General features: G+C 36.3%; 26 protein-coding genes. 25 read left to right on the top strand and 1 reads right to left on the bottom strand.

Going from position 1 to position 22,033, the window contains the following annotated elements:
- The first annotated feature begins 86 nt into the window (after positions 1–86).
- From ACVBAX_RS13675 to ACVBAX_RS13615, 13 genes are all read left to right on the top strand, one after another.
- Positions 87–941, top strand: a complete 855-nt coding sequence (locus ACVBAX_RS13675) for a hypothetical protein (protein WP_340906500.1) — start codon at positions 87–89, stop codon at positions 939–941.
- Positions 942–982: 41 nt separating this feature from the next.
- On the top strand, positions 983–1,300 hold the full coding sequence (locus ACVBAX_RS13670; protein ID WP_340906502.1) for a hypothetical protein: 318 nt from the start codon (positions 983–985) through the stop codon (positions 1,298–1,300).
- A 119-nt stretch (positions 1,301–1,419) separates the two neighbouring features.
- Positions 1,420–2,466, top strand: coding sequence for a hypothetical protein (locus ACVBAX_RS13665; RefSeq protein ID WP_340906504.1), 1,047 nt, complete (start codon positions 1,420–1,422; stop codon positions 2,464–2,466).
- Positions 2,467–2,732: 266 nt separating this feature from the next.
- Positions 2,733–3,083, top strand: coding sequence for a DUF6018 family natural product bioysynthesis protein (locus tag ACVBAX_RS13660; RefSeq protein WP_447117495.1), 351 nt, complete (start codon positions 2,733–2,735; stop codon positions 3,081–3,083).
- A gap of 79 nt (positions 3,084–3,162) precedes the next feature.
- A complete protein-coding gene (locus tag ACVBAX_RS13655; protein WP_340906508.1) occupies positions 3,163–3,597 on the top strand; it encodes a single-stranded DNA-binding protein in 435 nt (144 codons plus the stop codon).
- Positions 3,598–3,724: 127 nt separating this feature from the next.
- On the top strand, positions 3,725–4,036 hold the full coding sequence (locus tag ACVBAX_RS13650) for a hypothetical protein (protein ID WP_340906509.1): 312 nt from the start codon (positions 3,725–3,727) through the stop codon (positions 4,034–4,036).
- Positions 4,033–5,109: a DUF6094 domain-containing protein gene (locus ACVBAX_RS13645; RefSeq protein WP_447117494.1), complete on the top strand. Its 1,077-nt coding sequence runs from the start codon at positions 4,033–4,035 to the stop codon at positions 5,107–5,109. The genes ACVBAX_RS13650 and ACVBAX_RS13645 overlap by 4 nt, the downstream gene beginning before the upstream one ends.
- 13 nt (positions 5,110–5,122) lie before the next feature.
- Positions 5,123–5,467, top strand: a complete 345-nt coding sequence (locus ACVBAX_RS13640) for a hypothetical protein (RefSeq protein ID WP_340906516.1) — start codon at positions 5,123–5,125, stop codon at positions 5,465–5,467.
- A 1-nt stretch (position 5,468) separates the two neighbouring features.
- Positions 5,469–5,774: a hypothetical protein gene (locus tag ACVBAX_RS13635; protein WP_340906519.1), complete on the top strand. Its 306-nt coding sequence runs from the start codon at positions 5,469–5,471 to the stop codon at positions 5,772–5,774.
- A 101-nt stretch (positions 5,775–5,875) separates the two neighbouring features.
- Complete coding sequence (locus tag ACVBAX_RS13630) at positions 5,876–7,729, top strand: LPD1 domain-containing protein (RefSeq protein ID WP_340906521.1); 1,854 nt, start codon at positions 5,876–5,878, stop codon at positions 7,727–7,729.
- A 12-nt stretch (positions 7,730–7,741) separates the two neighbouring features.
- Positions 7,742–8,248 (top strand): hypothetical protein, encoded by a 507-nt coding sequence (locus tag ACVBAX_RS13625; RefSeq protein ID WP_340906523.1) that lies wholly within the window; start codon positions 7,742–7,744, stop codon positions 8,246–8,248.
- Complete coding sequence (locus tag ACVBAX_RS13620) at positions 8,249–8,431, top strand: hypothetical protein (protein ID WP_340906524.1); 183 nt, start codon at positions 8,249–8,251, stop codon at positions 8,429–8,431.
- 56 nt (positions 8,432–8,487) lie between these two features.
- Positions 8,488–9,897, top strand: coding sequence for a DNA cytosine methyltransferase (locus ACVBAX_RS13615; protein ID WP_447117493.1), 1,410 nt, complete (start codon positions 8,488–8,490; stop codon positions 9,895–9,897).
- Between the two features lie 377 nt (positions 9,898–10,274).
- Here ACVBAX_RS13615 and ACVBAX_RS13610 read toward each other — a convergent pair whose 3' ends face one another.
- Positions 10,275–10,538, bottom strand: coding sequence for a helix-turn-helix transcriptional regulator (locus ACVBAX_RS13610; RefSeq protein WP_340906530.1), 264 nt, complete (start codon positions 10,536–10,538; stop codon positions 10,275–10,277).
- Positions 10,539–11,031: 493 nt separating this feature from the next.
- On the opposite strand from ACVBAX_RS13610, the gene ACVBAX_RS13605 reads away from it, so the two are divergent.
- The 12 genes from ACVBAX_RS13605 to ACVBAX_RS13550 all read left to right on the top strand — a co-directional run bounded on the left by ACVBAX_RS13605 (position 11,032) and on the right by ACVBAX_RS13550 (position 22,031).
- A complete protein-coding gene (locus tag ACVBAX_RS13605; RefSeq protein WP_447117492.1) occupies positions 11,032–12,111 on the top strand; it encodes a DnaA N-terminal domain-containing protein in 1,080 nt (359 codons plus the stop codon).
- A gap of 625 nt (positions 12,112–12,736) precedes the next feature.
- Positions 12,737–13,624, top strand: coding sequence for an ArdC family protein (locus ACVBAX_RS13600; protein ID WP_340906533.1), 888 nt, complete (start codon positions 12,737–12,739; stop codon positions 13,622–13,624).
- 28 nt (positions 13,625–13,652) lie between these two features.
- Positions 13,653–13,865: a hypothetical protein gene (locus ACVBAX_RS13595; RefSeq protein WP_340906534.1), complete on the top strand. Its 213-nt coding sequence runs from the start codon at positions 13,653–13,655 to the stop codon at positions 13,863–13,865.
- Positions 13,866–14,032: 167 nt separating this feature from the next.
- Positions 14,033–17,359, top strand: a complete 3,327-nt coding sequence (locus ACVBAX_RS13590; protein ID WP_447117491.1) for a helicase-related protein — start codon at positions 14,033–14,035, stop codon at positions 17,357–17,359.
- A 13-nt stretch (positions 17,360–17,372) separates the two neighbouring features.
- Complete coding sequence (locus ACVBAX_RS13585; protein ID WP_340906538.1) at positions 17,373–18,236, top strand: hypothetical protein; 864 nt, start codon at positions 17,373–17,375, stop codon at positions 18,234–18,236.
- Positions 18,237–18,606: 370 nt separating this feature from the next.
- On the top strand, positions 18,607–19,281 hold the full coding sequence (locus ACVBAX_RS13580) for a hypothetical protein (RefSeq protein WP_340906539.1): 675 nt from the start codon (positions 18,607–18,609) through the stop codon (positions 19,279–19,281).
- A complete protein-coding gene (locus ACVBAX_RS13575) occupies positions 19,278–19,841 on the top strand; it encodes a hypothetical protein (protein WP_340906540.1) in 564 nt (187 codons plus the stop codon). The genes ACVBAX_RS13580 and ACVBAX_RS13575 overlap by 4 nt, the downstream gene beginning before the upstream one ends.
- A 24-nt stretch (positions 19,842–19,865) precedes the next feature.
- Positions 19,866–20,501, top strand: a complete 636-nt coding sequence (locus tag ACVBAX_RS13570) for a hypothetical protein (protein ID WP_340906541.1) — start codon at positions 19,866–19,868, stop codon at positions 20,499–20,501.
- Positions 20,502–20,633: 132 nt separating this feature from the next.
- Positions 20,634–21,044, top strand: a complete 411-nt coding sequence (locus ACVBAX_RS13565) for a hypothetical protein (RefSeq protein ID WP_340906542.1) — start codon at positions 20,634–20,636, stop codon at positions 21,042–21,044.
- Positions 21,045–21,125: 81 nt separating this feature from the next.
- Entirely contained in the window at positions 21,126–21,440 is a 315-nt protein-coding gene (locus ACVBAX_RS13560) for a DUF2325 domain-containing protein (RefSeq protein WP_340906543.1), read from the top strand.
- A gap of 11 nt (positions 21,441–21,451) precedes the next feature.
- Entirely contained in the window at positions 21,452–21,676 is a 225-nt protein-coding gene (locus tag ACVBAX_RS13555) for a hypothetical protein (protein ID WP_340906544.1), read from the top strand.
- Between the two features lie 145 nt (positions 21,677–21,821).
- Complete coding sequence (locus ACVBAX_RS13550) at positions 21,822–22,031, top strand: hypothetical protein (protein ID WP_340906545.1); 210 nt, start codon at positions 21,822–21,824, stop codon at positions 22,029–22,031.
- The last annotated feature ends 2 nt before the right edge of the window (positions 22,032–22,033 follow it).

Genomic DNA, 22,033 nt, shown 5'->3' with positions numbered 1-22,033 from the left:
TAACCATTTCAATACTATCGTTCTATTTACGGAACTCCGCCTAAAAGGTAATATTTTCATGTAATTACATTATTAGGAGGTTATTTATGAAAAAGAAACTAATACCTATTACTCTGTCTTGTTCCCTTGCTCTAGCATTATTTTCACCTGGGCTAAATCTTGTAAAAGCAGAAGAAATCACTCCAGTTTTAACCGAAGAACAACCCACACAGCTTCTTGTCGAGTCTGAGAACCTAGTAATCTATCAAGTATTAGAAGCTGATGGCTTTACTTATGAATACCATGAAGAAATTATTACAGATGGTGAAATTCAAGACGTAGTGATCACTAAGTACAAAGTAATTGACGGTGAAAAAGTACTAGTAGAAGAAAGTGAGCAAACCATTGAGACGACAGAAAATGGTGATATATTAGTTACTTCAGATCAAACAGAAGAACCCGTATTAATTGAAATTACTGACATTCAGGAAACTCCAGAGGTCCCTACTGGGACAGTCGATGTACTGCCACCTCCAACAACTGTTACGAAATCAGGAATAAATTACGCAAGTTCATTAAGATACCAAACCGGTTCTGGCGGTTCATACATAGCTGACACAAGATGGATTACTTACTCCGATGGGTCAGCGACTGCTATAATGAACGGGCAAAGTCCTTACTATAAATATACAAAAACAGGTAATGACAACTTTAAAATTTTCAAAATTTATGCTAATGATTTAAAGAAAAAGGAATTAGAATTAACCGTAATTGGAGGGGCTTTATCAGTTGCGGATGCTTTAATAGATGCGATTAAAAGTGGAAAAATTCTTTCTTGGACACTTCTGAAAACTGTATCATCAAAAGTATTAAAAAGCATCCCAGCTGTAGGTACCCTTTATGCACTTTGGGATTACGCAGGAACATACTTGGATGCAAGAACATATTATCGTAGAATATAGCATATAGTCTAAATAAATTAACTTAAGGATGGTAATATGTAATGGCATTTTTAAGTGTCCTACTTGCTTTTTTGTATGCTGTGTTCGCAGCTATATTGGTCAAGATTATTTCAAAGACATTTTTGAAAAAGGGGAAGCCATATGAGTTAGGCTTTTTCCTGTCTGCTGTTGCATTAGCTGCATTTTCAATTGGAATTCTATTGTTAGATACCCCGTTTGGAACTTTAAACTTCTTTATAAAAGCGGGTTTAACCATTAGCATTCTACAGTTTTTTATGTTACCAGTATTACTGGTACTAAAGAAAACAAGGAAACAAACGTATCATAAGTTTATTCAGTGGTTTGAACAGACATTATAAGAACTCGATTGGGGGTCACGTAATACGTGACTTCTTTTTGTTATTTACTTATTTTTTGATCGAACCCATTATCTAATAATGTTAATATTTTACTATGAGGGAAGTGAGGTACAAACTCAATGAGAGCACTTAGCAAACGTGAAGTAGAAAATATAATGTCCAGTCTTTCAGAAGACCAAAGAAACTTTCTTATGGAACATACGAAGCAAAGTAAAAAGAGTAAATGGATAGAGACATTAGCTAATAAGAAAGGTATTGTATTATCGGATAATATGAGTTTAGAAGCAGTTGAAGAAATGTTGGATGAGTGGGTGTTAGTAGACGTTTTAGATGGGGGCTATGGAAGTAGACCCTACGAATGTGAATGTGGAAAATCCCTACGTTTCCAATATATCGTTTACCACAAAAGGGATGATACAACCTATAAATTAGGAGAAACATGTTTTGAGCATTACACCGATCTTCAACCAGAAGTACTCAAAGATATTAAAACTGGTTTTCATCTAGTTGATTTAGAAAGAGACGAAATCTTACTTAAGTTTAAGCAAAAAGACAATCCTGATTTAACTAAATACCTTGTCGTTGATACTATTCCACTGAATATAAAACAACAAATTCAGCTTCATATCCCCCTCACAAACAACCAATTAGCTAAAGTAAAATATTTGATGACTGAATACGACCTACAGTTAAAAAGGGAAGAAGCCTATAACAATCTTACACAGCAACAATTGCTTGTATTTAATACCTTAATCTCTAAAGAACAAAAGGAAATATTAAATAAATTTGTTCACTCAACCGGCTTACTAATAGAGCAAGAACACGCTGAGAAAATAGGGGATCTAGAAATCGGAGAGTTTGCGTATGCAAATCTCCCATTATTAGAAAGACACTTGCCAATAATTGATGAATATATAACTGAATTGGACAAGAAAGAGAGAGATAGCAAAAAATTGATAACTTATCAAACATTAATAGAACTACATTTAAAAGAACTGAAGAAACTATCTAATTTAGAATCTGTAATGTCTATAGGACAGCGGAGGGAATGGGAAGAGATAAGACTATCCGTTAAGTCTCTTAAAAATGGAAGTACTTTTGATTACGAACTATTTTGTATCAAAATAGAAAATCTTCGATATGCCTTGAAAACATATTTATCATAGATACTTTTTACCTAATAAACCACTAAAACTATTGCCTCTAACTCCAATAAATAGTAAGATTATATCAGTTCTACTTTTTGTTTTTTTAATTTTTTTGCAACCATATATTTGGTTAGCGGGTTATGATATTAAACGTATGCGTCCTTTGGGATAAGATTTTAAGACACTTTATTTCTATGTGTCTATTAAAGTCCATTCTGAAGGGCGCTTTTTTGCGTTCTAATATAAAAATATTTAACTATTTTATTTCAGAAAGGGTGGTAGTAATGGCTGTAACAATGTCACAGTTATTAGGAATTCAAGGAGATGTAGTAGAGGATTGTAGAAAGAAAACGAAAGCACTAGCTTCGAATGCGAAATACCGTATGTCTATAGAGGTTCTTTTGAAAGATGGTACTCGTCGCTTTTACATCGCGAAAGAACTTGATCAAAAGAAAGCTCTACGTGAAGTATTAACATTTGTTGCTGCGATTGAAAGTGCTACTGGGGAAAAAGTGATGTGGAGAAGAACAGGCGAAAAAACGTACCATATGAGTACTAACTATACGTCTCGTCCTTCCTTAGTGGAACGTGCAAAATCAGCTTTTTTAAGCTATTTTTTTGACATTGAAAACTAATTTATCACACACTACAAAATATTAAAAAGGGCTTCTGACTGACTAGGTCAAATAAAATTAGAAAAGAGGAAATATATTTATGAATAAGGTAATGTTAACGGGTCGTTTAACAAAGGATGTAGAACTTCGTGGAGGAGAAAATAAAGTCGGTGTACTTACCATTGCTGTCAATCGTAAATATACGAATCAACAAGGTGAGCGTGAGGCTGACTTTCCACAAGTTAAAACGTTTAAGAAGCTAGCTGACAATTGTGCTAAATATCTAACTAAGGGTAGTCTAGTTGCGATTGATGCAGAGCTTAGAACTGGTTTTTACGATAAAGATGGAAAGAGACAATACACTATGGAACTCATAGCAAATGATGTTGAATTCCTTGATTCTCGTAAACCTTCAAACAACCATTCTAACGCAACAAACGGAGATAATTCATATGAGGAGCCACCTTTTAACCAACAAGATCCATTCTCAGGCAGTCAAGAAATCGATGCTGATATACCTGATTGGATGAGATAAAGGTCGGCTGAAATTCAAGAAACGTTCATTCTTTATAAGAGTGAACGTTTTTTATTTAAATTGCAAAGGCAAAGGGGGCCAAGAAACTAATTTCTTGCTATTTTTTGTTTAAGGAGGAATCAAGGATATGCTGCCGCATTGTTACAAAAATAAAGAAGCGGTTAAGCCTTTCTTACAAAAAGCAAAGGAAAACCTTCCATACCTCGCTTATATCACCATTTATTGTGCTTATACAGAAGAGGACCAGATGTTTAAGGTTGTCGCTCTAACACACCTTAGAAACTTCTTTAAGAAGGGCAAGATTTCAAAGGAGATATTCGAAGAGCTTATTAGCATGTTAGATACCTTTCGTGATCCATACCAGGATTTTTATGAGAGAGGTGGCTATCGTACTTGGGCCGATACAAAAACTAATATTTTAGGAGGATTAAGTTTATGAGTCATGTAGGTAACAAGATAAGAGCTGGCTTTTTCGCCACTCCCCAAAAACAAGGAGAATACTTAACTCAATTACTAGAAGTGGAAGGAAGCGGAGTATGGCTGGACCCGACTTGTGGAGAAGGAGAAATCCTTAATCAACTAGCAACCACTTTCCAAACAGAGGATTGTAGAATCAGTACTTACGGAGTGGAATTAGATAAAGCAAGAGCCGAGAAATCAGAATCCATTTTGACTCACCTTATCAATGCTCCAATCGAGAGTATGGTGATCCAGAATGATGCAGTCTCTTTTCTATATCTCAACCCACCTTATGATTTTACGATGAAAGGCATGGACGACGATTCAGCTGAACGCAAAGAATGGACCGAACTATACCGAAATACCCGCTATCTTAAAGACAAAGGATTAATGATGTATGTGATTCCTTCTTATAGATTTGCGGATAAGAAAATTGCTCGATTCCTGGCCACTCATTTTTATAATGTTGGCATGATGCGTTTCTCTGATGAAGATTTCGATGATTATCGCCAGTGCATTTTTATTGGTAACAAGAAGTCCGGAAAACACAAAGAGTTTAACCAAAAGCTTTTTGATTTTCTTACTCACATGGAATCCGATGATTTTGTACTCGAGAAAGTTACTCCGATCGATCGTTTTGTTACAGCGGGTAAGAAATGGAATGTACCTGCAGGTGTTGAGGAATTAAAAACCTTCTATACCAAACTAGCGAATAAATCTGATTTCGTGGAAAGCATTCGTCAGAGCAAGGGATTCCAAGCATTTATGAACCGTTCTAAGCCAAGGCAATTAGAAATCGGAGGAAATCCTATTTTACCTTTGAATTCTGGTCAACTAGCACTCTTATTAGCTAGTGGAGCGGTAAACGGAGAAATAGGAGAGGGAGACAATTACCACTTGGTTCAAGGACTTGAAATCGTGAAGAAGATTCCTTCAACCGAACGAAAGCTAAATGAAAGTGGTAGTGTATCCGTAATTACTAAGATCAAAACTCGCCGGGAAGTGTCCGTTAAGGTTATTACCCCGAGCGGTGTAATTATGAAGCTGGTCTAGGAGGAGAAAAGATATGAAGAAGTTAACAGATTCAAATCTTACAGTATCTCTTATGAAAGAAGAAGAATGGTACTTCTTCGAGGTACTTGGTTTCTCAAATGAAATTACTGGTATCAAATTAGAAGCTGGTAAATTCTATATCCAATTTATCGGTGGAGACTTTGAGGAACCGCAAGAGTTTTGGATAGAGTATAACCAAACAGCATTTAATGAGATGTGGCAATATGAGTTTAGAAATGATTTTACCTACTCTATATCACCCGATGAATTAACACTTGGCATGCTTAATGATTTATTCATGAGTGCTTACTGCATGATTAAGGATCAGTCCTATACTTGCAAGCACATGGGGGAATAATGTGATCCAATATATCAGGGTATGTTCATTTGGAAATTATGAATTTGGGTATTATCAATTTCCCACTGGAGGATGTAAGGACGAATACCAAGTGGTAGCTCGTCTTTGGCTAAGAGAATTCAACTTCTTAGACGAACGCATCTTATCCTATGAGGATTCGACTCGAGAAGCAATTGAAAGTCTTTCATTTTATGTGGAAGAGGGGTATACATTCCATAACTGTTACGGAAAGTATTCATTTTCAGGTGGGTACCAGCTCGTACAATCAGATTCAGGTATTATGCCTGTTTTGCTGAGTATGGTTTAAACAAAAAGACTGTAAAGGTCTTGTGGCATATAAAAGAGGTTTTGAAGAAATTTTCTTCATGCCTCTTTTTTTTACTTTAAAACATTATTGGAGGTTCAATCATGGAAAATCAAATGTCTTTATTTAGCGTTGAAGAGAGTAATTTAGCGGTATTAGATATACGTTCGGAGCAACAAATCAATAAGAAGGTTTCGTACGATGTGGGCGAGAAGATCGGGTTGGCACGTAAAGACTTAGCGGCACTTAGAAAGGGATTTGAGGATAATCAAACTTTTTCTGCTTTAGAAGAGATTGAAAATATTAGCTCTGTCCTTGCTGCTCAAATTATAACAAAATCTGAACTATTTAAAAGCTTTTCTTTGGAAAAAGAGAACGAGAATTGTACAAAGCCTTCTGTTGCTCGTGCCAAACAATTGATCATCCAACGAGTAGATGCTACTCCAAGTGGTGATTCAAAAGAAAGCCGTGAGCAATATATGAAGGCTGCGCAATTTGTGCTTCACCGTTTTGACATGATTAGAGAAATGGAAGACTTATATTCATTTATTTCTGACGTTTCTACTATCATTCGTTACGAAGGCAGAGACTGCTCATTTTATGTGAAGAGAATTGATGAACTGCTAGCCATGCAAAAGGATCTAGAAAAAGGGTCAAAGGATTATGAAAAAATTAGTAACCAGTTAGCGAACTGTAAGACCATAATGAGAGGTATCGAAAGGGCAAACCGTTTAGGTTTAAGCAGCTTAGGAAAGAAGTTTTGTAACCTTTTCAAAAGCCAAACAAGCTACGGGAGTACTATTAGGAATGCTCTTAAGGTTGATTCCTGGGAGGATTTATTAGGAAAAAAAGAAAAAAAATCTACAGGGAAGAGAAAGCCTGTATGGGAGCGGACATTACCTGAGCGACCAGATCGTATTGGTGGTGCTCAAAGTCCTGTAGAAAAACCCGAAGATTTAGTACAGTTCTTTGGCTTTCGTGGAGTTGAGTTCGGCCATTACGTCGATGATTCTAAAGCAACTGAACATCTTCTTCGTTCATCAGAAGCGATGATGGATCTTGCTGAATTACTCGAGGTAGGTTATTCGTTTGTATCTCTCGATGGAACGCTTGCCATGGCCTTCGGAGCTAGAGGAAGAGGCGGTTCTGCCCTTGCGCACTATGAACCGTTTTCTAACGTCATAAACATGACCAAACAACGTGGTTGTCTTGGAATCTTTGCCCATGAATTTTGGCACTCATATGACAGTTACCTCTACCGCCTAAGCCATAACGGAAAGTACGGAAAGTTAGACTATGCTTCAAACCCAGATACTTTAGGTTCACACATTGATTCTTTGGTATCCATTCTGTTCTCTGAACTAATTGAAGTGATTAAGAAAGGGAAAAGTGTAGCTTACTTTGAGAATACGAATGACGATAAAACCTTTTGGAGAGGTACAGAATTTAAGTCTTGCTATCGTCGTCACAACGGAGATTTATTGGCTGCTATGACTGAAAAGGTTGAATCGGCTAAAGCTCAGCTAGAGTCAGATATTCAATTCTATTCACGTGTTAGCATCCATGCAGACCAAAGAATCGAAAAAGCGAAAAAAGCTTTCGAGAGAAATATAAAAAAGTTTGCTCAAGCCTTAGCTTGGTTTCATGAGCAGCAAACAGGTGAGCGAGTGGATAGAATTCCATACCCAACGGATAAGTCTAACTACTATCAAGCTTCCATCTCATTAGACAAGGGGAAGGTAGATAAGTATTGGAGTTCCAATGTGGAGCTTACCGCTAGAGCCTTTGAATCCTATATCCAAGATAAGCTTGTAGCAAGCGGAAGAAGAAGCGATTACCTCGTAGCAGGGACTCGTACAGATAGCATAGCTTTTCCTATGGGAGAAGAGAGAACAGCCATTAATGAAAAATTCGAATTAATTTTCAAGTATCTACGTGATATTGAAATTTTAAAATAAGGGGAAAAGTGTATGACGTATTCATATCTATGTATAGGTTGTAATCAAGGACTCAAATACAACGGATTTAAGGGCCAACAGGTGGTTCTAAAACATATCCGTCATGGTGAGGTAATAGAGAGTATTCAAGGCGAATATGACGGTTATGGACAGGTCATAAATGATAGCTGGGACAGTCTAAAAGAGGTTCAATGTTCTCTATGGTGCTTTGAGGATTCGACCGATTTTAACAAAAAAGTCTATCAAGGTCAGTTAATGAACTGGATTGATTTTCGTATCTTAATAGCAAAAGAACGAGGAATCGATATGGTACCTGGAGACAAAGCATGGAAATCGGGAGATGAACTCACTCAGGAAATGATAAACGAGTGGAAGAACATACCCAATATTCCTGTTGAACATCCACGTTCGGGGATTGAAGCATGGCATTTATCTTGCCATGAATCTGCTAGCAAAGAAAAGCAGGATGCTCATATCATATCTAAAAACGACCCATATTTAGGAATGGGGGACTTATAAATGACTGCCGTTCTCTATGATGAAGAAAAGATGAAACGCTTTGTTGATAAAGACCGTTATTTGTCATTTGTATTCAATGACCTTCAAATGAGAAATCATTCCAAGTCAGAGGCCTTGTTATACATCTTCAATAGCAATGTCCTAAACGATACAGCCGTGGAAGATGAATATAACCGTTTATAAATCTATTGTGAGGACTTTCCACAAGGGAGTCCTCTTACTATTAGGAGGATATAAAAATGAACTTAAAATTAAAAAAGGTATACAGTGTATCAAAAAAAGGGAAGCCCGAGAAACCAAGACTGTTTCTTCAACATTTAATTTGTGAGGCAGCAGGATTCGAACCAAAGGGTGAAATCTTCATTCATACATCGGAAGAGAAAGAAGAGATCATTATTCAAAACTATCCGTTTGAAAATGAAGAGAACATTCATACAATGCATGTATCCTCAAGAAAGAGTAAACTTAGTCAGCAAGAACGACCTCTTATAGATACGGCAGGTACAAAATATGCTTTTTTAGACATAAACCAGAAAGTGGAGATGAATGTTTATAGAAAAGGGAATAAAGGAAGAGTCGTCATTAAACCGCTTGAATATAAGTTGTTTGATAATTCTACGATTCCTACTCCGAAAGACCAACGTATACGTTTTTTAAGTGTGTGTGCGGGAGCGGGTGTAGGTACATCAATTCTTCAATCTACAAATTATTTTTCGCCAATACAAGAGATAGAATTGGAAGACGATAGTACAGAAGTGCTGCTTCATAATTTTCCTAATACTATGGTATTCAATGGAGATCTGAGAGATTGTATGGATGTAGCGGAGGTTGATATGGCATTCGTTACTTTACCTTGTAATGAGCATAGCTCGTTGGGTTTTGGCGATGCAGGGGTAATGAATGATTTAGCATTAGCCACTTCCAAAATTATACAATCATCAAAGGCAGAGGTCTTGTTTTTTGAGAATGTACCATCTTTCTTCAGGAGTGCAGCTTGGGCTACATTAAAGTGTCTTCTCCAAGAGGATTATCCATTTTGGGCTCAAAAGGATATTGAATCTTGGGATTTTGGTAACATATCCATGAGAAAAAGAACGTATTCTGTAGCATTTAAAAATGAAGAGAGGTTTATTCATTTTCAATTTCCTACAGCTCCAAAAGGAAGAAGGAAGAAGTTAAAGGATTACTTAGACCGTTCGGGTGTGGTGCATGAATGGAAGTCAGTAGAAAAATGGATGGAGTCCTTTAATAGTCGTGGTTCCTCCTGGAAAGATAGAAGTCTAGATTTAACTTTCGTTGACAAGGCCGTTGAACGGATCGCATGTTTGCCTAAACGTTATACCGCTCAATCAGCCTCTAATAGTCACGTTTTAAGCGATGATAGAAAGTCGTTTAGGTTTTTATCTATAGACGAGATTAAACGCATTCTAGACATTCCAGAATCGTTTTCATTTACAGACAACATACAAAAGATAAGAAAGTATGAAATGTTGGGACAGTCTGTTTGTGGACGTGTAATTAAAGCCATCGCTAATCGCATAGCATATACATTTATGAAGGTAAAGACCGTTGCTACTGAAAAGGTGAAATCGATTCAAACCAGCTACAGTATTAATAACGGGGGACAACTCGAATTATTACTAACTTAATAAAAAGTAATTTTTAATAATTACTTGGAATTGCATCAAAATTATCTGGAATAGATTTTCACAATTATCCGGAATGATAGTTATATCATGGAAATTAGAGAAATTGAGTTAAGATTTTTTCCACTTAATTATGAAAAACAACTAATGATTAAAGGGTTAGGAGAACTCTATTCCTGCCAATTATGAAAAATTATTCTCTAAAATTTGTGTCATATCTAAATTCAATTCCGCTTTATTATGAAAGTTAAAAAGACCAAGGTAATATAGTTCATACTGTATACCATGGTCTTTTTTATTTGTTTATGTTATCTTTTTTTTATCTAAATTTGTCATAGATTTTAATATAATTTGTCATTTGAATTTATGTAAATTTGTCATTAATATGTACAAGAATGTTCAGTGCAATTAGGAAACGAACAACTGATTTCAATAAATTCCCCCTCGTTTGCTAGGAGAGTGCAAGGATAGTTATACAGCTTCAATAACTTCACAACCGTTTCATTTTTTGGTTTAACTTCACCTCTTTCATAATAACGAATTGAGTGGACTGACATACCAATAGCATCGGCAACTTGTTTTTGGGTAAGATTTTTTGCTAGTCTTGCTAGTCGTAGGCTATTACCTAGTGTAATGGTAATCATACTATTATTTCCTTCTTTACTTTTAAATGGGTATATTATGAGCAAATATTCCTATATGATATTTACTATAAATCATGGTTTAATAGATGTATATAATTTATTTGAATATCTCAAAAGGGAAAAACCCTAGACAATAGCCGTACACGTATACGGTTTATTTCGTCTAGGGTTTTTTTTATTGGATTTCCATAATTTATTCGGCCATTGCTAAAAAAATTATATTAGATTAGTAAATTTATTTTATTAGTCTACCGATATTATTGATACTATGGAAATTAAACGACACAATAAGACACAAAAAAACCCACCCGTTCATTTTCAACCATCTAAAACAGTTTGGCCGCTGACAGATGATTGAAAACTCAAAAGAGGTAGGATTTCTTACTAAATATTATGTATATATTTTACCATGAGTACGATATTTTACAAGTAGGAAACCTTCGACAACACTTGCAATTTAAGCAGCTGGTTGGGAGAATCGGAGGAGACATATATGGAAGATGAAAATCTCAATTTAAAGGGGAAAAAAGACAAACTTGAATACTTTAGATTGATTGATAACGGTAATCTATCCCCCAGACTAAAGCTTGTAAAAGAGGAAAAAGAGGAAAACTTAGTAACCCTTACTTATTGGGTTCCTGAGCAAGATAAGGTTATTTATAGTGAAGATGAAGTTCGAAAGTTCTCACTAGATTCATATGGTGAAAACATCCCTTACATAGATGGGGAATTAACCATCTTTAATAATTATTTATTTGATTTTTGGTCCTATTACCTAAATGCAGAAGGGCTAGCGCTTTACGGTCATTTAAAGCGGTTTGCATATGGTTCAAAAGATTTCTGTTACCCTAATTTCGAACTAATTAGCTTAAAAATGGATAAGTCTCGACCTACCATTCATAACTACTTAGATATATTAGAAAGATACGGTTTTTCATATAAATTCGGAGTGTATAATCGCTCAAGAGAGGGTGTAGAGGAAGGACCGATCTTTAAAATCAGAAAAAAAGTTCCTTTGCTAACAGAAGCACTTATATACGGTAATCCTGATATTGAGATACCAGAAGATGCCCCAGCACATATTAAAAAGGCTCTTAAAAAGGAGAAAAAGGGTTTACCCGAACGTCTCCGAAAAGAACATGAAAAATACGTTGATTCCATGATTAAGAATAACGAAAAGGTTTCTATTGAAAACAAAATTGATTTTGAAGAAATATATAAGCAATGGCAGAAATACGGGGAACTTATTAAAGCCTCTAGAAAGGAAACTGCTGCCGCATTAGATCAAAGTACTACGCTTCAAGTATCCATGGATAAATCCGAAACGATGATATTAAAACATATTAATCATTATGTGTTACAGAAGATCTCTAAGCCTTCTTTTGAGACCTTTTTCAAAGATGTTCAACTTCAAGTAAACAATGGTCAACAATCAATTTATATAATTGCACCAAATGAATTTGCTAGAGATTGGTTACAGCAAAAGTATGACTATTTAATTAAAGAAGCATTGTCGGACTATGACATAGACATTGAAACTATTGAATATAAATCATTAAGTACCTCTGTATAAAAACGGAGGTATTTTTTTGTTTTTATGGAAGGAGGTTTAAAGGTCTTTAAAGGAGTTTAAAAGATATTAAAGGTAGTTTATTAGATTTTTATATTAGGTTAAGATTTTCATAAGGTATAGGTTAAAAAAATTTCTAGGTATACCTTAATAGATTTTTAAGGTATAAAATAAAGCTCTTTATAAAAGAGTGCCAGGTTAAAAAATTTTAAAGGTAGTTAATAGGTTAAAAGATTTTAAACCTCTGGTTATGAAATTTTTAATCAGAATAAATACAAAGGGGAATAATATCTTAAAAAAAATATATAATAAGCACTACCATCCGCATTTTTCTCTATTAATCTATAGCTTGTCGAATGAGGTCATAACGAGTATAATAAGCCTATATTTCTTTTTAATTTTTTTTGTTTGCAATCCAACATAGGATTAGCGGGAATCTACTAAACATAGCAGCCTTTGAGGTTGATGGACTAATAGCTTAAACATTTTGTTTTTTGCTATTTATTTCAGAGACTTCAAGGGCTTTTTTGCGTTTATTTAGCCAATTTGATGGTGGTGTTTTCAAAGAGAATGGGATTTTTCCTATTCTCTTTTTTATATATAAAATTTCTAAAAGGGGCGCTGTTACATGAAAAAGAGTACTAGGTGGAAGAAGTATGATGGACCAAGTTTGGAAGAAAGAGTTGAAGAACTTGTGTCGATCCTAGATGAAGGAGTGAAGAACTTTACGTATTCACCCGAAGATTACAAAGCAATTCTTGAAATGAAGGCACTCATGCCTAATTATTCTTTCAGGAACCTTATGGTGGCAAAGGCTCAATACCCCAATGCTAGTTTTATAGCATCTTTTAAGCATTGGAGTGATTTAGGACGAAAAGTTAAAAAGGGTTCAAAAGCCATTAGAATCTTCAAACCCAACTTCAAGAAGGTTGATAAAAAAGATGAAAATGGTTCGTCCACAGAGGATTATCAGCTAGTCGGTTTCGGTACCGTTCCTGTTTTTGCCTATGAGCAGACAGAGGGTGACGCACTTCCAATTGACATGGTACGCATTAAGCTTGAGGGTGATTGTCCAGAGGCACGAGAAATTATCAAGTGCGCTGAAGAAATTGCTTTAATAGATGATTGTCCTGTAACTTATGGTGATGCGGATGGTGCTAATGGTTATTATCGACCATATACCCACGAAATCGTTGTTAGCGACACGCTTAGTATTAATCACCGTTGTAAAACACTTGTACATGAACTAGTACACTCAAGAGTCCATAGGTATGACACAAAATCCTCTTCTAGTGAAAAAGAAGTAGTTGCTGAAGGTTCTGCATTTGTTGTTTGTTCGTTCTTTGGTCTCGATACATCTGACTATTCTTTCCGTTACGTTAAGTCATGGAAAAAGAACGATGATGACTCCCTTGTTAAATACGGATCCCAGATATCAGATATCTCAGGAAAAATAATTAACGAGTTTAGAGCCTTGATGGAAGGACAGGAAGGACAACTTCAACAGTCAGCTTAGAACTACACAGAAAGGAAGTGCTTCAAAGGTGAGTGAACTACTATCTAGTCACCTTGAAGAATATGCTGGACATAAATTTTACGTTGAGCATGTTTCAACAATACCTCTAGGCAATTGGTTTAGAGTTCATATGAGCAACGGTGTTGCCCATAACTTAACTGTTGGCTATGCAGAATCCATTGAAAAAGCAAAACAAGAAGTTATTGAAGCGTTTAAAGAGCACTTGGACAAAGTGATATAAATCAGATTCATAGAGAAGTGTAAGACTCATTTATCATGCATGTTTATATAAAAGCTTGGAGATAAAACAATGTAAATAAAATTCAATAGGGAGGTGTATCCCTTACCTCATAGTAGATAAGGGAACGCCATTCGGCTCCTTTATCTATTTTTGAGAGGGGAGCCAGAATGATTAATTGGAATCAAATTGAGGAAACAAATGAAAACCCAAAAATGTTAGAACTTTACTTAGACCAAGCTTGGCAGAATGCTTTTTGTTATGCGCTTGCGGTAGAAGAACCCGAGAAAGAATGGCAATCAGCTAAACTTCTGATGACCATTATTGCTGGGAGTGATTCAACATTACAAGCGATGAAAGCGTCTGTTGATATTGGAAGTTCAGGCATTTCCTTTGGGCATGGAGAAAAGCAACTAACGGATTATAAATTTGTCTCTCAGTTACGTTTGTATACCGATAAAGGCAAATATGAGAGCTTCAAAATGACGATTAACAGTAATCGGAAAGCCGTTGCTATCGTGCATGATGATCTGTTAGGGAATGGAGATTACATCCTTTCTTTTGAAAACGATGCTGCAGAAGACTTACGTCAGCTGTTAGGTGGCGGTAAATACGGACTTAATATCTTACCTGAATGGAAAAATATCATTTTGGATGAGTTTGTTAGACGTGGATGTATTGAAGAGTTGAAGTTTTATTATGACCCTTCCTTATTTCCAAATGGATTTTCCATCTACAAACTTAAGTTCAGCGAAGAGAATGGAGAACAAGAAGCAGACGACATTATCTCTGACATGATAAAAAAGGGAATGCTTAAGTTTCCTAAGGCAGGTACTGGCGCTTCAGTGGAATCCATTGAAGATTTAGGCACGTATATGACGAAATTTATGGACGATATGGTCAAAAAGGTTTCAGATAGGGTAACACCGATTCATAACCCAATTGTAGATCCTGTTCATCCACAGATTTCAACATACAAACGTGAACTATTCCCAGTACAAGCTCATGTGAGTACTGCGATTGCAAAAGTGTTAAAGAAGCAGAAAGTGGCGTTAATCCAAGGGGAGATGAGTACTGGCAAATCAACAATGATGACAGCCATTCCAGATGTGATAGCTGCAATGTCCAACAAGAAGGGATATTTCGCTTGTCTTATGTGTCCTCCTAGTTTAACCAAAAAGTGGCCAGAGGAAATCATGGAAATTATTCCGTATGCAGATGTTCATGTGATAGAAAGAACAGATCAATTGATTGCTTTCCATCGAAACTGGACATACGCAGGTAGACCAAAACCACAAAAACCGACCTTCTTTGTTATTTCGTTTACAACGATGCGAGGTGATTGTGCAACGGTTCCAGCGGTGCATTACGAATATAAGAAAACCCATGTTCAAGAGGAAGAAAAAGAACTTCCGTATCGCGATGGTTACTATTGTCCTTGTTGTGGCAAAGCCCACCAAGTAGTCGAATCAAAAGAAACCACGATCGACGAAGACGGGAATGAAGTAGAAAACCAAGTGAAACGCACGATGCAAGAGCATGAATTCGGAGAGTCAAGAAGACTACAAAACTCTAAAAATCCGGCAAACGCATTTTGTTCTGAATGTGGAGAAAGCTTGTGGACGAAAAAAGTTCCTACTCGTTATGAATCAATTAACGGTTGGCTAAAGCATGAAAAGAATGTGAGCCATGCCTTGAAAGATAAAAACCATAAACTAGTAGAGCAGATTCAGTTGTCACAACCGGAAGTTCCGAAGCAACAAGGGAACCCAAGAAGAATTGCGACAGTCGAATATATTCGCCGTAAGATGAGATGGTTCTTTGATATTACAGTGGTTGATGAGATCCATCAACTTAAAGCTGGTCTGAGTGCCCAGGGAAATTCATTGGGCAGTATCGCTGCTGTTTCTAAGAAAGTAATTGGCGGAACAGGGACGCTCTTCGGTGGTAAAGCAGAAGATGTCTATTACACTCTTTGGAGATTATTCCCTCACCTTATGGTTGAGAATGGATTCGCGTACACTGAGGTAAGAAAATGGAATGAAAATTTTGGGAATATCGAGACGACTATTTATGGTTCTGATGATACTGGTGAATACAGCAACAAGCAGTCTAGAGGTGGTGTGACAAGAAAAACAGAGAAAGTTATGCCAGGGATTTCCCCTTATGTTTTCTCTAAGTTTCTTGTACAAAACTCTGTACTTGTAAGACTAGTAGATGTATGGCCAGATCCGGTGGAACTCGTGAATGTCCCTACTATTCTTGTAGATTTGGAAGAAGAATTAAAACCTCACTACAGAAACATGGTCAATACATTCGAGCATGCCATTAATAGTCGAGATGATGGTTATAAGCTATACATGCCTCTTACTCAAAACGGCATTGCCTATCCTGATAATCCTTTTTCTTTCCCAGCTTTCTCGATTAAAACTGAATCTGGTCACAGAGATTTAATTTGGGAACCAGAGAAGTTTCCTGCAGAACACCTCTTAAATAAAGAGAAAAAGCTTCAGGAAATCATCAAAGGAGAACTGGATGAAGGAAGAAAGAGCATTGTTTATGTAAGGGATACTGGTTCGAGTGTAGAAGGTAGAGATGTGCGTCCACGATTAAAAATAGTTCTAGAGCAACTTGGTGCGAAGGTTTGTATCCTAGATACATCTACGGTTAAAACCAATAAGCGCAGTGAATGGTTGAAACAGAAAATTGAGAAAGAAGGATACGATGTTTGTATCGTTTCACAGGCACTTGTCGAGGTTGGTCTAGACTTGCTTTGTACTCCTACACTCATTTTCTATCAATTCAGCTGGTCTCTCTTTACGATCAACCAAGCAAGTAGAAGAGCATGGCGTATCGGTCAAACCGAAGAATGCAGACTCTACTATTTGGCTTATAAAGATACGTATCAAGAAACCATGGCTATGCTTATTGCTCAAAAGAATAAGGCAGCGGGTGCAATTAACGGAGAGGCTTCTTCAGATGGTCTTAACGCAATGTTAGGTTCAGATGATGCAGATCTTCAAACAATGTTAATTGAATCTATAAAAAAAGGGAAAGTCCTTAAGGGAAGTACAGAAGAATGGACAGCGGAAGCTTCCGATCGAGCAAGAGAAATTCTAGCAGGAATCGGCAAGAAGAAGCAGAAAGTGCTAACACCTAAAGAACAATATGTTGCTTGGGTGAATCAACACATTGAAACGGATTCTTCTAAAAACGTACTTATTCGCAAATCATCAACCATTATAAGTCATATTGAACAAGGGAAGATTAATGGGTTTAGCTTCGTAAACGGAGTGTTAGAAGTAGATCTCATTGAAGCCTTTGGATTTGATTGTATTCAAGACGGTGAAATGGTTGCTTATTTAACAGATTATGAGAGAAAGGTAGTAGCTACTGAAGAACAAATTTCATTGTTTGAAGTTAAGGCAGAAGACAAAATAAAAACTAAAAAACGCAAAGCTCCAGTTACAGGACAATTAGCGTTTGAACTATTTTAGGGGGACCAATTCAATGACAATCACATTAACAATAGATTGTCTAGTATATGTATACTGGCTGATCGAAAACTATGTATTTGTAAGAATTCAAGAGTTAAAGGTGCAACAGTACTACGATTATCATGAACGTTTAGCAGAAATGTTTAGAGATTGTAGTCAGCCCAAAGAGGCCTTTGAAAATCAATCTTACCAGGTAGAATCATCAATTGTTTCACAACCTGTATTAGCACCTGTTGTTTCTATGAAACCAGTCGCTATGCAATCTGAACTTGATGAAAAAGCAGAAGGGCTATTTGCTGAACTTCAACTAGAATTAGGTATGGATTCAGATACTGCTGTAGAAGTCGAGTATGAACCAATTGCAACCTACGTGACGGATGAAGAGCAAGCAGAATTTGATTACGGATACGAAATGGTAAGCCTTGCTGATTACGATGAATCAGGGCAAGAGTTTATCGAGGAAGGGACTTATGTCACAGCATATGAAGATGACTTAGTAGACAATCAAGAAGATTGTATTCATATGGAAGACCTAATGAGAGAAGAAGTTGTTACCTCACCAAGCGGGTATGAAGCATTTGCATCTGCCAAGATTATCGACAACATGTATGGCCCTCAACAATGGGTAGTCTCGGTCATTGGTATGGAAGAGCAATATATCCATGTTTCAGATGGGAAGAGAATTTGGATTAACGTTGGTGAAAGAGCTTCTAAGATTCACAAGAATGACGTTCTAATTTTAGATATTGTTCGACATGGCAAAGAGATCACTGTACAGAACTTAGTTCGGGTAGAAACATCCGCTACAGATGAGTACATGATTCCTGATGAAGAACGCTTCCTTAGAGAAGAAGAGGACGTTCGAATTGCTATTTAAGAATAATTCCCAATTGTGCGACTTTTTGTCGCCTTTTGGTGTAAGGACGGGAACAATTTCCCTTATTTACACCAAATGTGGTAAACATTTGGTATTGAAAATCTTAAAAAATACGGTCTCGACAAAACTCTGTAAATTTTTATATATTTTCGACACAAAACGACAAAAAGCAGTAGTAAAATAGGTTTATAATGATTTCACTTGCGTAGGATAATAGTCGCATATTACTTGTAAGTTTTGGAGATTGATAATTGTGCAATACGTAAAAAAGACAATTACAAACGAAAATAGATACAGAGTTATAGAGAGATAGTCTTTTTTCATGCAATACTACAAAAATTATTAGCAAGGAAGAAAGGGGTCACCTATAATGGCCGCACCAATACTAACCGAAACTCACATTGAAGAAGTGAGCCAAACTATTAGAAGTAAACAACTGGGTATTAACAAAATCGAAATTGGATACAAGAAAGGGACTGTTTACATAGAGACTGCAGGAATTGAAGGTATACCACAAGCAGACACATACTATGAGAATATTGAAGACCACCTAGTATTCTCTGATCTATCTTGGCTTGGTCCAATCTGTCATCAACTTAATGTGAATCTTGATGCGACTATTGCTGTAGATCCAGAGGGTGAATTTGAACACAACTCTATAAAAATTGGAATGTTAACTACATTCCCTGGTGAAATGAATTCACCGCAAATTCTTAGAAAACTAACACCATTATTAACAAGACTAGTTCCTTTCCGCAATTACTTGACTCGTGTGGAATTTGTATGGCATGGAGGATCCTTAAGTAGTATCCGATTCTCTATGGATTTAGATGGGAAAAAGGTAAACACCATTTTAAGTAATGCATCTGTACCGAACAATCAAATTCTTCGACAATGGGCTTCGACTATTGACCATACAATTGATTCTAACAAGGGGCGTTATAAACACAGAATCACATTACCTATTGTAAATGGGAGAATGAATACAGCAACATATGAGACTGGGGTTTGCTTTAAATTTGATGCTAAAGGTAAAAAACTATGAGTCGTTTTTTTCAAACGGGCTTCACTTCAGTCATAATCCTTTTACTTTTACCATTGTCCGTTAAAGCCAGTCCATTACAGATAGGGAAAAATAATGGTCCAACCCTCAATGAACAGTTAGGGGTTTGGAACGACGGGGTAAATAATCTTGCTCCTACTATCTCTAACTTATTCTCAGCTATATTTACTCTTATGTTCCTTTTTGGAGCGGTTCGCTTAGGCTATAGTATCGTTACTAAGACAGGACAAGTCATGAAAGGATCTACCGGTTTATTAATCTGGGTACCTATTACTTTTTTCTCCATACGTGTTTTAATGCTCTTATTGTTTACAACAAACGGAAAGGGTGTTACATTATTAGCAAGTGATTTTATCAGATTAATAACCGCTACTAGTTACTCCACGGTAGACTGGATGATTTCTATCGGACTTATATTCTACTTGTTCTTCCACTTGATTAAACATCCTGAGTTCGGGAGATGGAGTAAGCGGATGTGGGGCATAGCTGCCGTACTTACATTACTAACCATTCTAGCTCCAATAGTGTTAGGAGCTGTTTAATCTAGTTTGAAAAGGGTGAATGTTATGTTAAAACTTGTGATAGATAATAAAAAAGAGGAGTGTCCAACTCACGATTTAATTACTTGCCGTAATACTTGTGAATACTATGATGAGAAAACAGAAAAATGTTCAATTCACCTTGAAGTTGATGTCGATAGTGCTTACGATGCAGCGAGATGTGGCTTCTTCTTACACAAGAGCATGACCTTACCTGAATCAAATAGTAAAATAATGAACACTAGGTTTACTTTAATTGAGGAAGAGGCAGACTACCTGTTAGATGATCCTGAGATCTTTCGTGAATTTGTAGGGAAGAAAGTATATAAAGAAATGTATACATATCCGTTGGAACCAGACTTTTCTGCATTCCGAGATGATGCATATTGGTATATATCACCTTGTGGAACATACGGGTGCTGGATTGTAAACCTCTACCAAAAACCGATGGTGACTCCGAAAGATAGGGAAAGTGCCAAAATAGGTTGGACAAAGAAGGTATATAAATCTCCCATCCCTCTTCACAATCATAAATCGTCTGTACCACTTGCTTCTAAAGTGGTGTGGATCGTTGATGAAGATGGTTATGGACAATATGGCTTACTTGCTAATGGCCAGATTACGTCCCTTTCTTCACCAAAACCAAGAAATTGGGCAAAGTAATATTGAAATTACCGATACTTACAAGCTATAATAATAGTAATTGAAAACAAAGGGAAAAACCCTGTTGTGAAGGCATACCATCCGTATGTTCTTTTACAGCAGGGTTTTTTTATTTAATAGGTGGTGGCAACTATGGAAGAAATCATGATAATTAATGAACGAACTCCTTTCCAGGAAGGGTTGTCTAAGCTTCTGGAAATTAAGTTTGGTAACATGTTCGGTATAACAAAAACGGAAACTAAGGCTCTAGAGAACTATCATACTGAGAACATTCCAAAACTAATCATTGTGGATGACGTATCTACTGATACCTTAGAAGAATTTTTAAATGAAATGAGGGAGAAAGGCTCCAAGATCGTTTTACTTAGTTTGGAAGCAGATGATATTGATAACGTAGACTTAGATATCTTTAATGGCTTTTTATTAAAAAACATGCCCACTTCAGATATGCTTCATGTATTAAAAGAAATACTCGATTATAACGATATCTACGTACATCCAGACGTTGGTCAGGTCTTATTAAAAAAATTAACATCAAAATAAGTCATATAAACCACTTGATTTTGAATTTATATATGATATATTTATTTTAAATTATCATTCAAAAATCGGAGGTTATTCAATATGAAAAAAACAGTAGCTGTATTTGGAGGAAGCCAGGAGACAACTTATAAGCAAATTGGGAAGAAGCATGGAGTAGAAGTATTATTTCATTGTGGGAAGTCCCGGAACGGCGGTAACAAAAAAGAGTTTAGAAATCTGGTAAAAAAAGCTGATTGTGTCGTTATTCTCCTTGGAGCTTTGGGACATGTGAGCATGGACATCGTGAAAGAAGTATGTAAGGAACTAGGTGTTCAAATGATCACTCATGATGGAAGAGGAGCAAGCGGTGCTATCCAAAAGTGTGTCAGCTTTTTAAACACTTCAGTAGCAGCATAAGGAGGAGCAAAATGTTTAAACGAAATAAAGAGATGACATTCAAAGTTGTCAATACACATAAAAAACTAGTTGAGCTAACTAGAGCTGAGCAGCTTTTAATTGAAACTATTCGTGATATAAAGGACCTGGATGAATTTGTTAAGCAAGTTAAGAAAATGGATTCAGGACATCTTAAAAGCAGACTACTTAATGTTGCAACGGACAAGATAGCTGAACCTAAGTTATATCAGTCCTAAAAGGATTTATCAGTAACCTTCTAGGGAGATAGTACATCTCCATCCCCCCTTATAATTGTTTTTCTGTACAGGCGGAGAAAAGGAATATTCCTTATCTGCCTAGAGGGTTATTGGTTTCATTACTAATAGAAAGGTAGATCAAGATATGATAGTTAGATGTATCAATGATTGTGGAAGCGAAAACTTCACTACAGACAAACAATATATCGGAACCATTACACCTGAAGGGTTACAAGTCGTCGATGATAAAGGTGAACAGCATATTATCGCTAAACATCATCCAGCTGGTTATGAACATGACGAGTGGTTTTGTTCTCGATTTTACTTCTTAGATAAAGAGCTCCATGTCATGTGAGC

The sequence above is a fragment of the Robertmurraya sp. GLU-23 genome, assembly GCF_052983275.1.
This window is presented reverse-complemented; position numbering and strand designations above follow the sequence as displayed.

Coding starts and splice junctions, on each gene's coding strand:
- ACVBAX_RS13660 (WP_447117495.1), top strand. CDS start 2,733: ATGGCTGTAACAATGTCACAGTTATTAGGAATTCAAGGAGATGTAGTA.
- ACVBAX_RS13645 (WP_447117494.1), top strand. CDS start 4,033: ATGAGTCATGTAGGTAACAAGATAAGAGCTGGCTTTTTCGCCACTCCC.
- ACVBAX_RS13580 (WP_340906539.1), top strand. CDS start 18,607: ATGGCCGCACCAATACTAACCGAAACTCACATTGAAGAAGTGAGCCAA.
- ACVBAX_RS13625 (WP_340906523.1), top strand. CDS start 7,742: ATGACGTATTCATATCTATGTATAGGTTGTAATCAAGGACTCAAATAC.
- ACVBAX_RS13620 (WP_340906524.1), top strand. CDS start 8,249: ATGACTGCCGTTCTCTATGATGAAGAAAAGATGAAACGCTTTGTTGAT.
- ACVBAX_RS13650 (WP_340906509.1), top strand. CDS start 3,725: ATGCTGCCGCATTGTTACAAAAATAAAGAAGCGGTTAAGCCTTTCTTA.
- ACVBAX_RS13590 (WP_447117491.1), top strand. CDS start 14,033: ATGATTAATTGGAATCAAATTGAGGAAACAAATGAAAACCCAAAAATG.
- ACVBAX_RS13600 (WP_340906533.1), top strand. CDS start 12,737: ATGAAAAAGAGTACTAGGTGGAAGAAGTATGATGGACCAAGTTTGGAA.
- ACVBAX_RS13675 (WP_340906500.1), top strand. CDS start 87: ATGAAAAAGAAACTAATACCTATTACTCTGTCTTGTTCCCTTGCTCTA.
- ACVBAX_RS13575 (WP_340906540.1), top strand. CDS start 19,278: ATGAGTCGTTTTTTTCAAACGGGCTTCACTTCAGTCATAATCCTTTTA.
- ACVBAX_RS13570 (WP_340906541.1), top strand. CDS start 19,866: ATGTTAAAACTTGTGATAGATAATAAAAAAGAGGAGTGTCCAACTCAC.
- ACVBAX_RS13630 (WP_340906521.1), top strand. CDS start 5,876: ATGGAAAATCAAATGTCTTTATTTAGCGTTGAAGAGAGTAATTTAGCG.
- ACVBAX_RS13610 (WP_340906530.1), bottom strand. CDS start 10,538: ATGATTACCATTACACTAGGTAATAGCCTACGACTAGCAAGACTAGCA.
- ACVBAX_RS13640 (WP_340906516.1), top strand. CDS start 5,123: ATGAAGAAGTTAACAGATTCAAATCTTACAGTATCTCTTATGAAAGAA.
- ACVBAX_RS13565 (WP_340906542.1), top strand. CDS start 20,634: ATGGAAGAAATCATGATAATTAATGAACGAACTCCTTTCCAGGAAGGG.
- ACVBAX_RS13655 (WP_340906508.1), top strand. CDS start 3,163: ATGAATAAGGTAATGTTAACGGGTCGTTTAACAAAGGATGTAGAACTT.
- ACVBAX_RS13615 (WP_447117493.1), top strand. CDS start 8,488: ATGAACTTAAAATTAAAAAAGGTATACAGTGTATCAAAAAAAGGGAAG.
- ACVBAX_RS13605 (WP_447117492.1), top strand. CDS start 11,032: ATGGAAGATGAAAATCTCAATTTAAAGGGGAAAAAAGACAAACTTGAA.
- ACVBAX_RS13665 (WP_340906504.1), top strand. CDS start 1,420: ATGAGAGCACTTAGCAAACGTGAAGTAGAAAATATAATGTCCAGTCTT.
- ACVBAX_RS13550 (WP_340906545.1), top strand. CDS start 21,822: ATGATAGTTAGATGTATCAATGATTGTGGAAGCGAAAACTTCACTACA.
- ACVBAX_RS13670 (WP_340906502.1), top strand. CDS start 983: ATGGCATTTTTAAGTGTCCTACTTGCTTTTTTGTATGCTGTGTTCGCA.
- ACVBAX_RS13585 (WP_340906538.1), top strand. CDS start 17,373: ATGACAATCACATTAACAATAGATTGTCTAGTATATGTATACTGGCTG.
- ACVBAX_RS13555 (WP_340906544.1), top strand. CDS start 21,452: ATGTTTAAACGAAATAAAGAGATGACATTCAAAGTTGTCAATACACAT.
- ACVBAX_RS13560 (WP_340906543.1), top strand. CDS start 21,126: ATGAAAAAAACAGTAGCTGTATTTGGAGGAAGCCAGGAGACAACTTAT.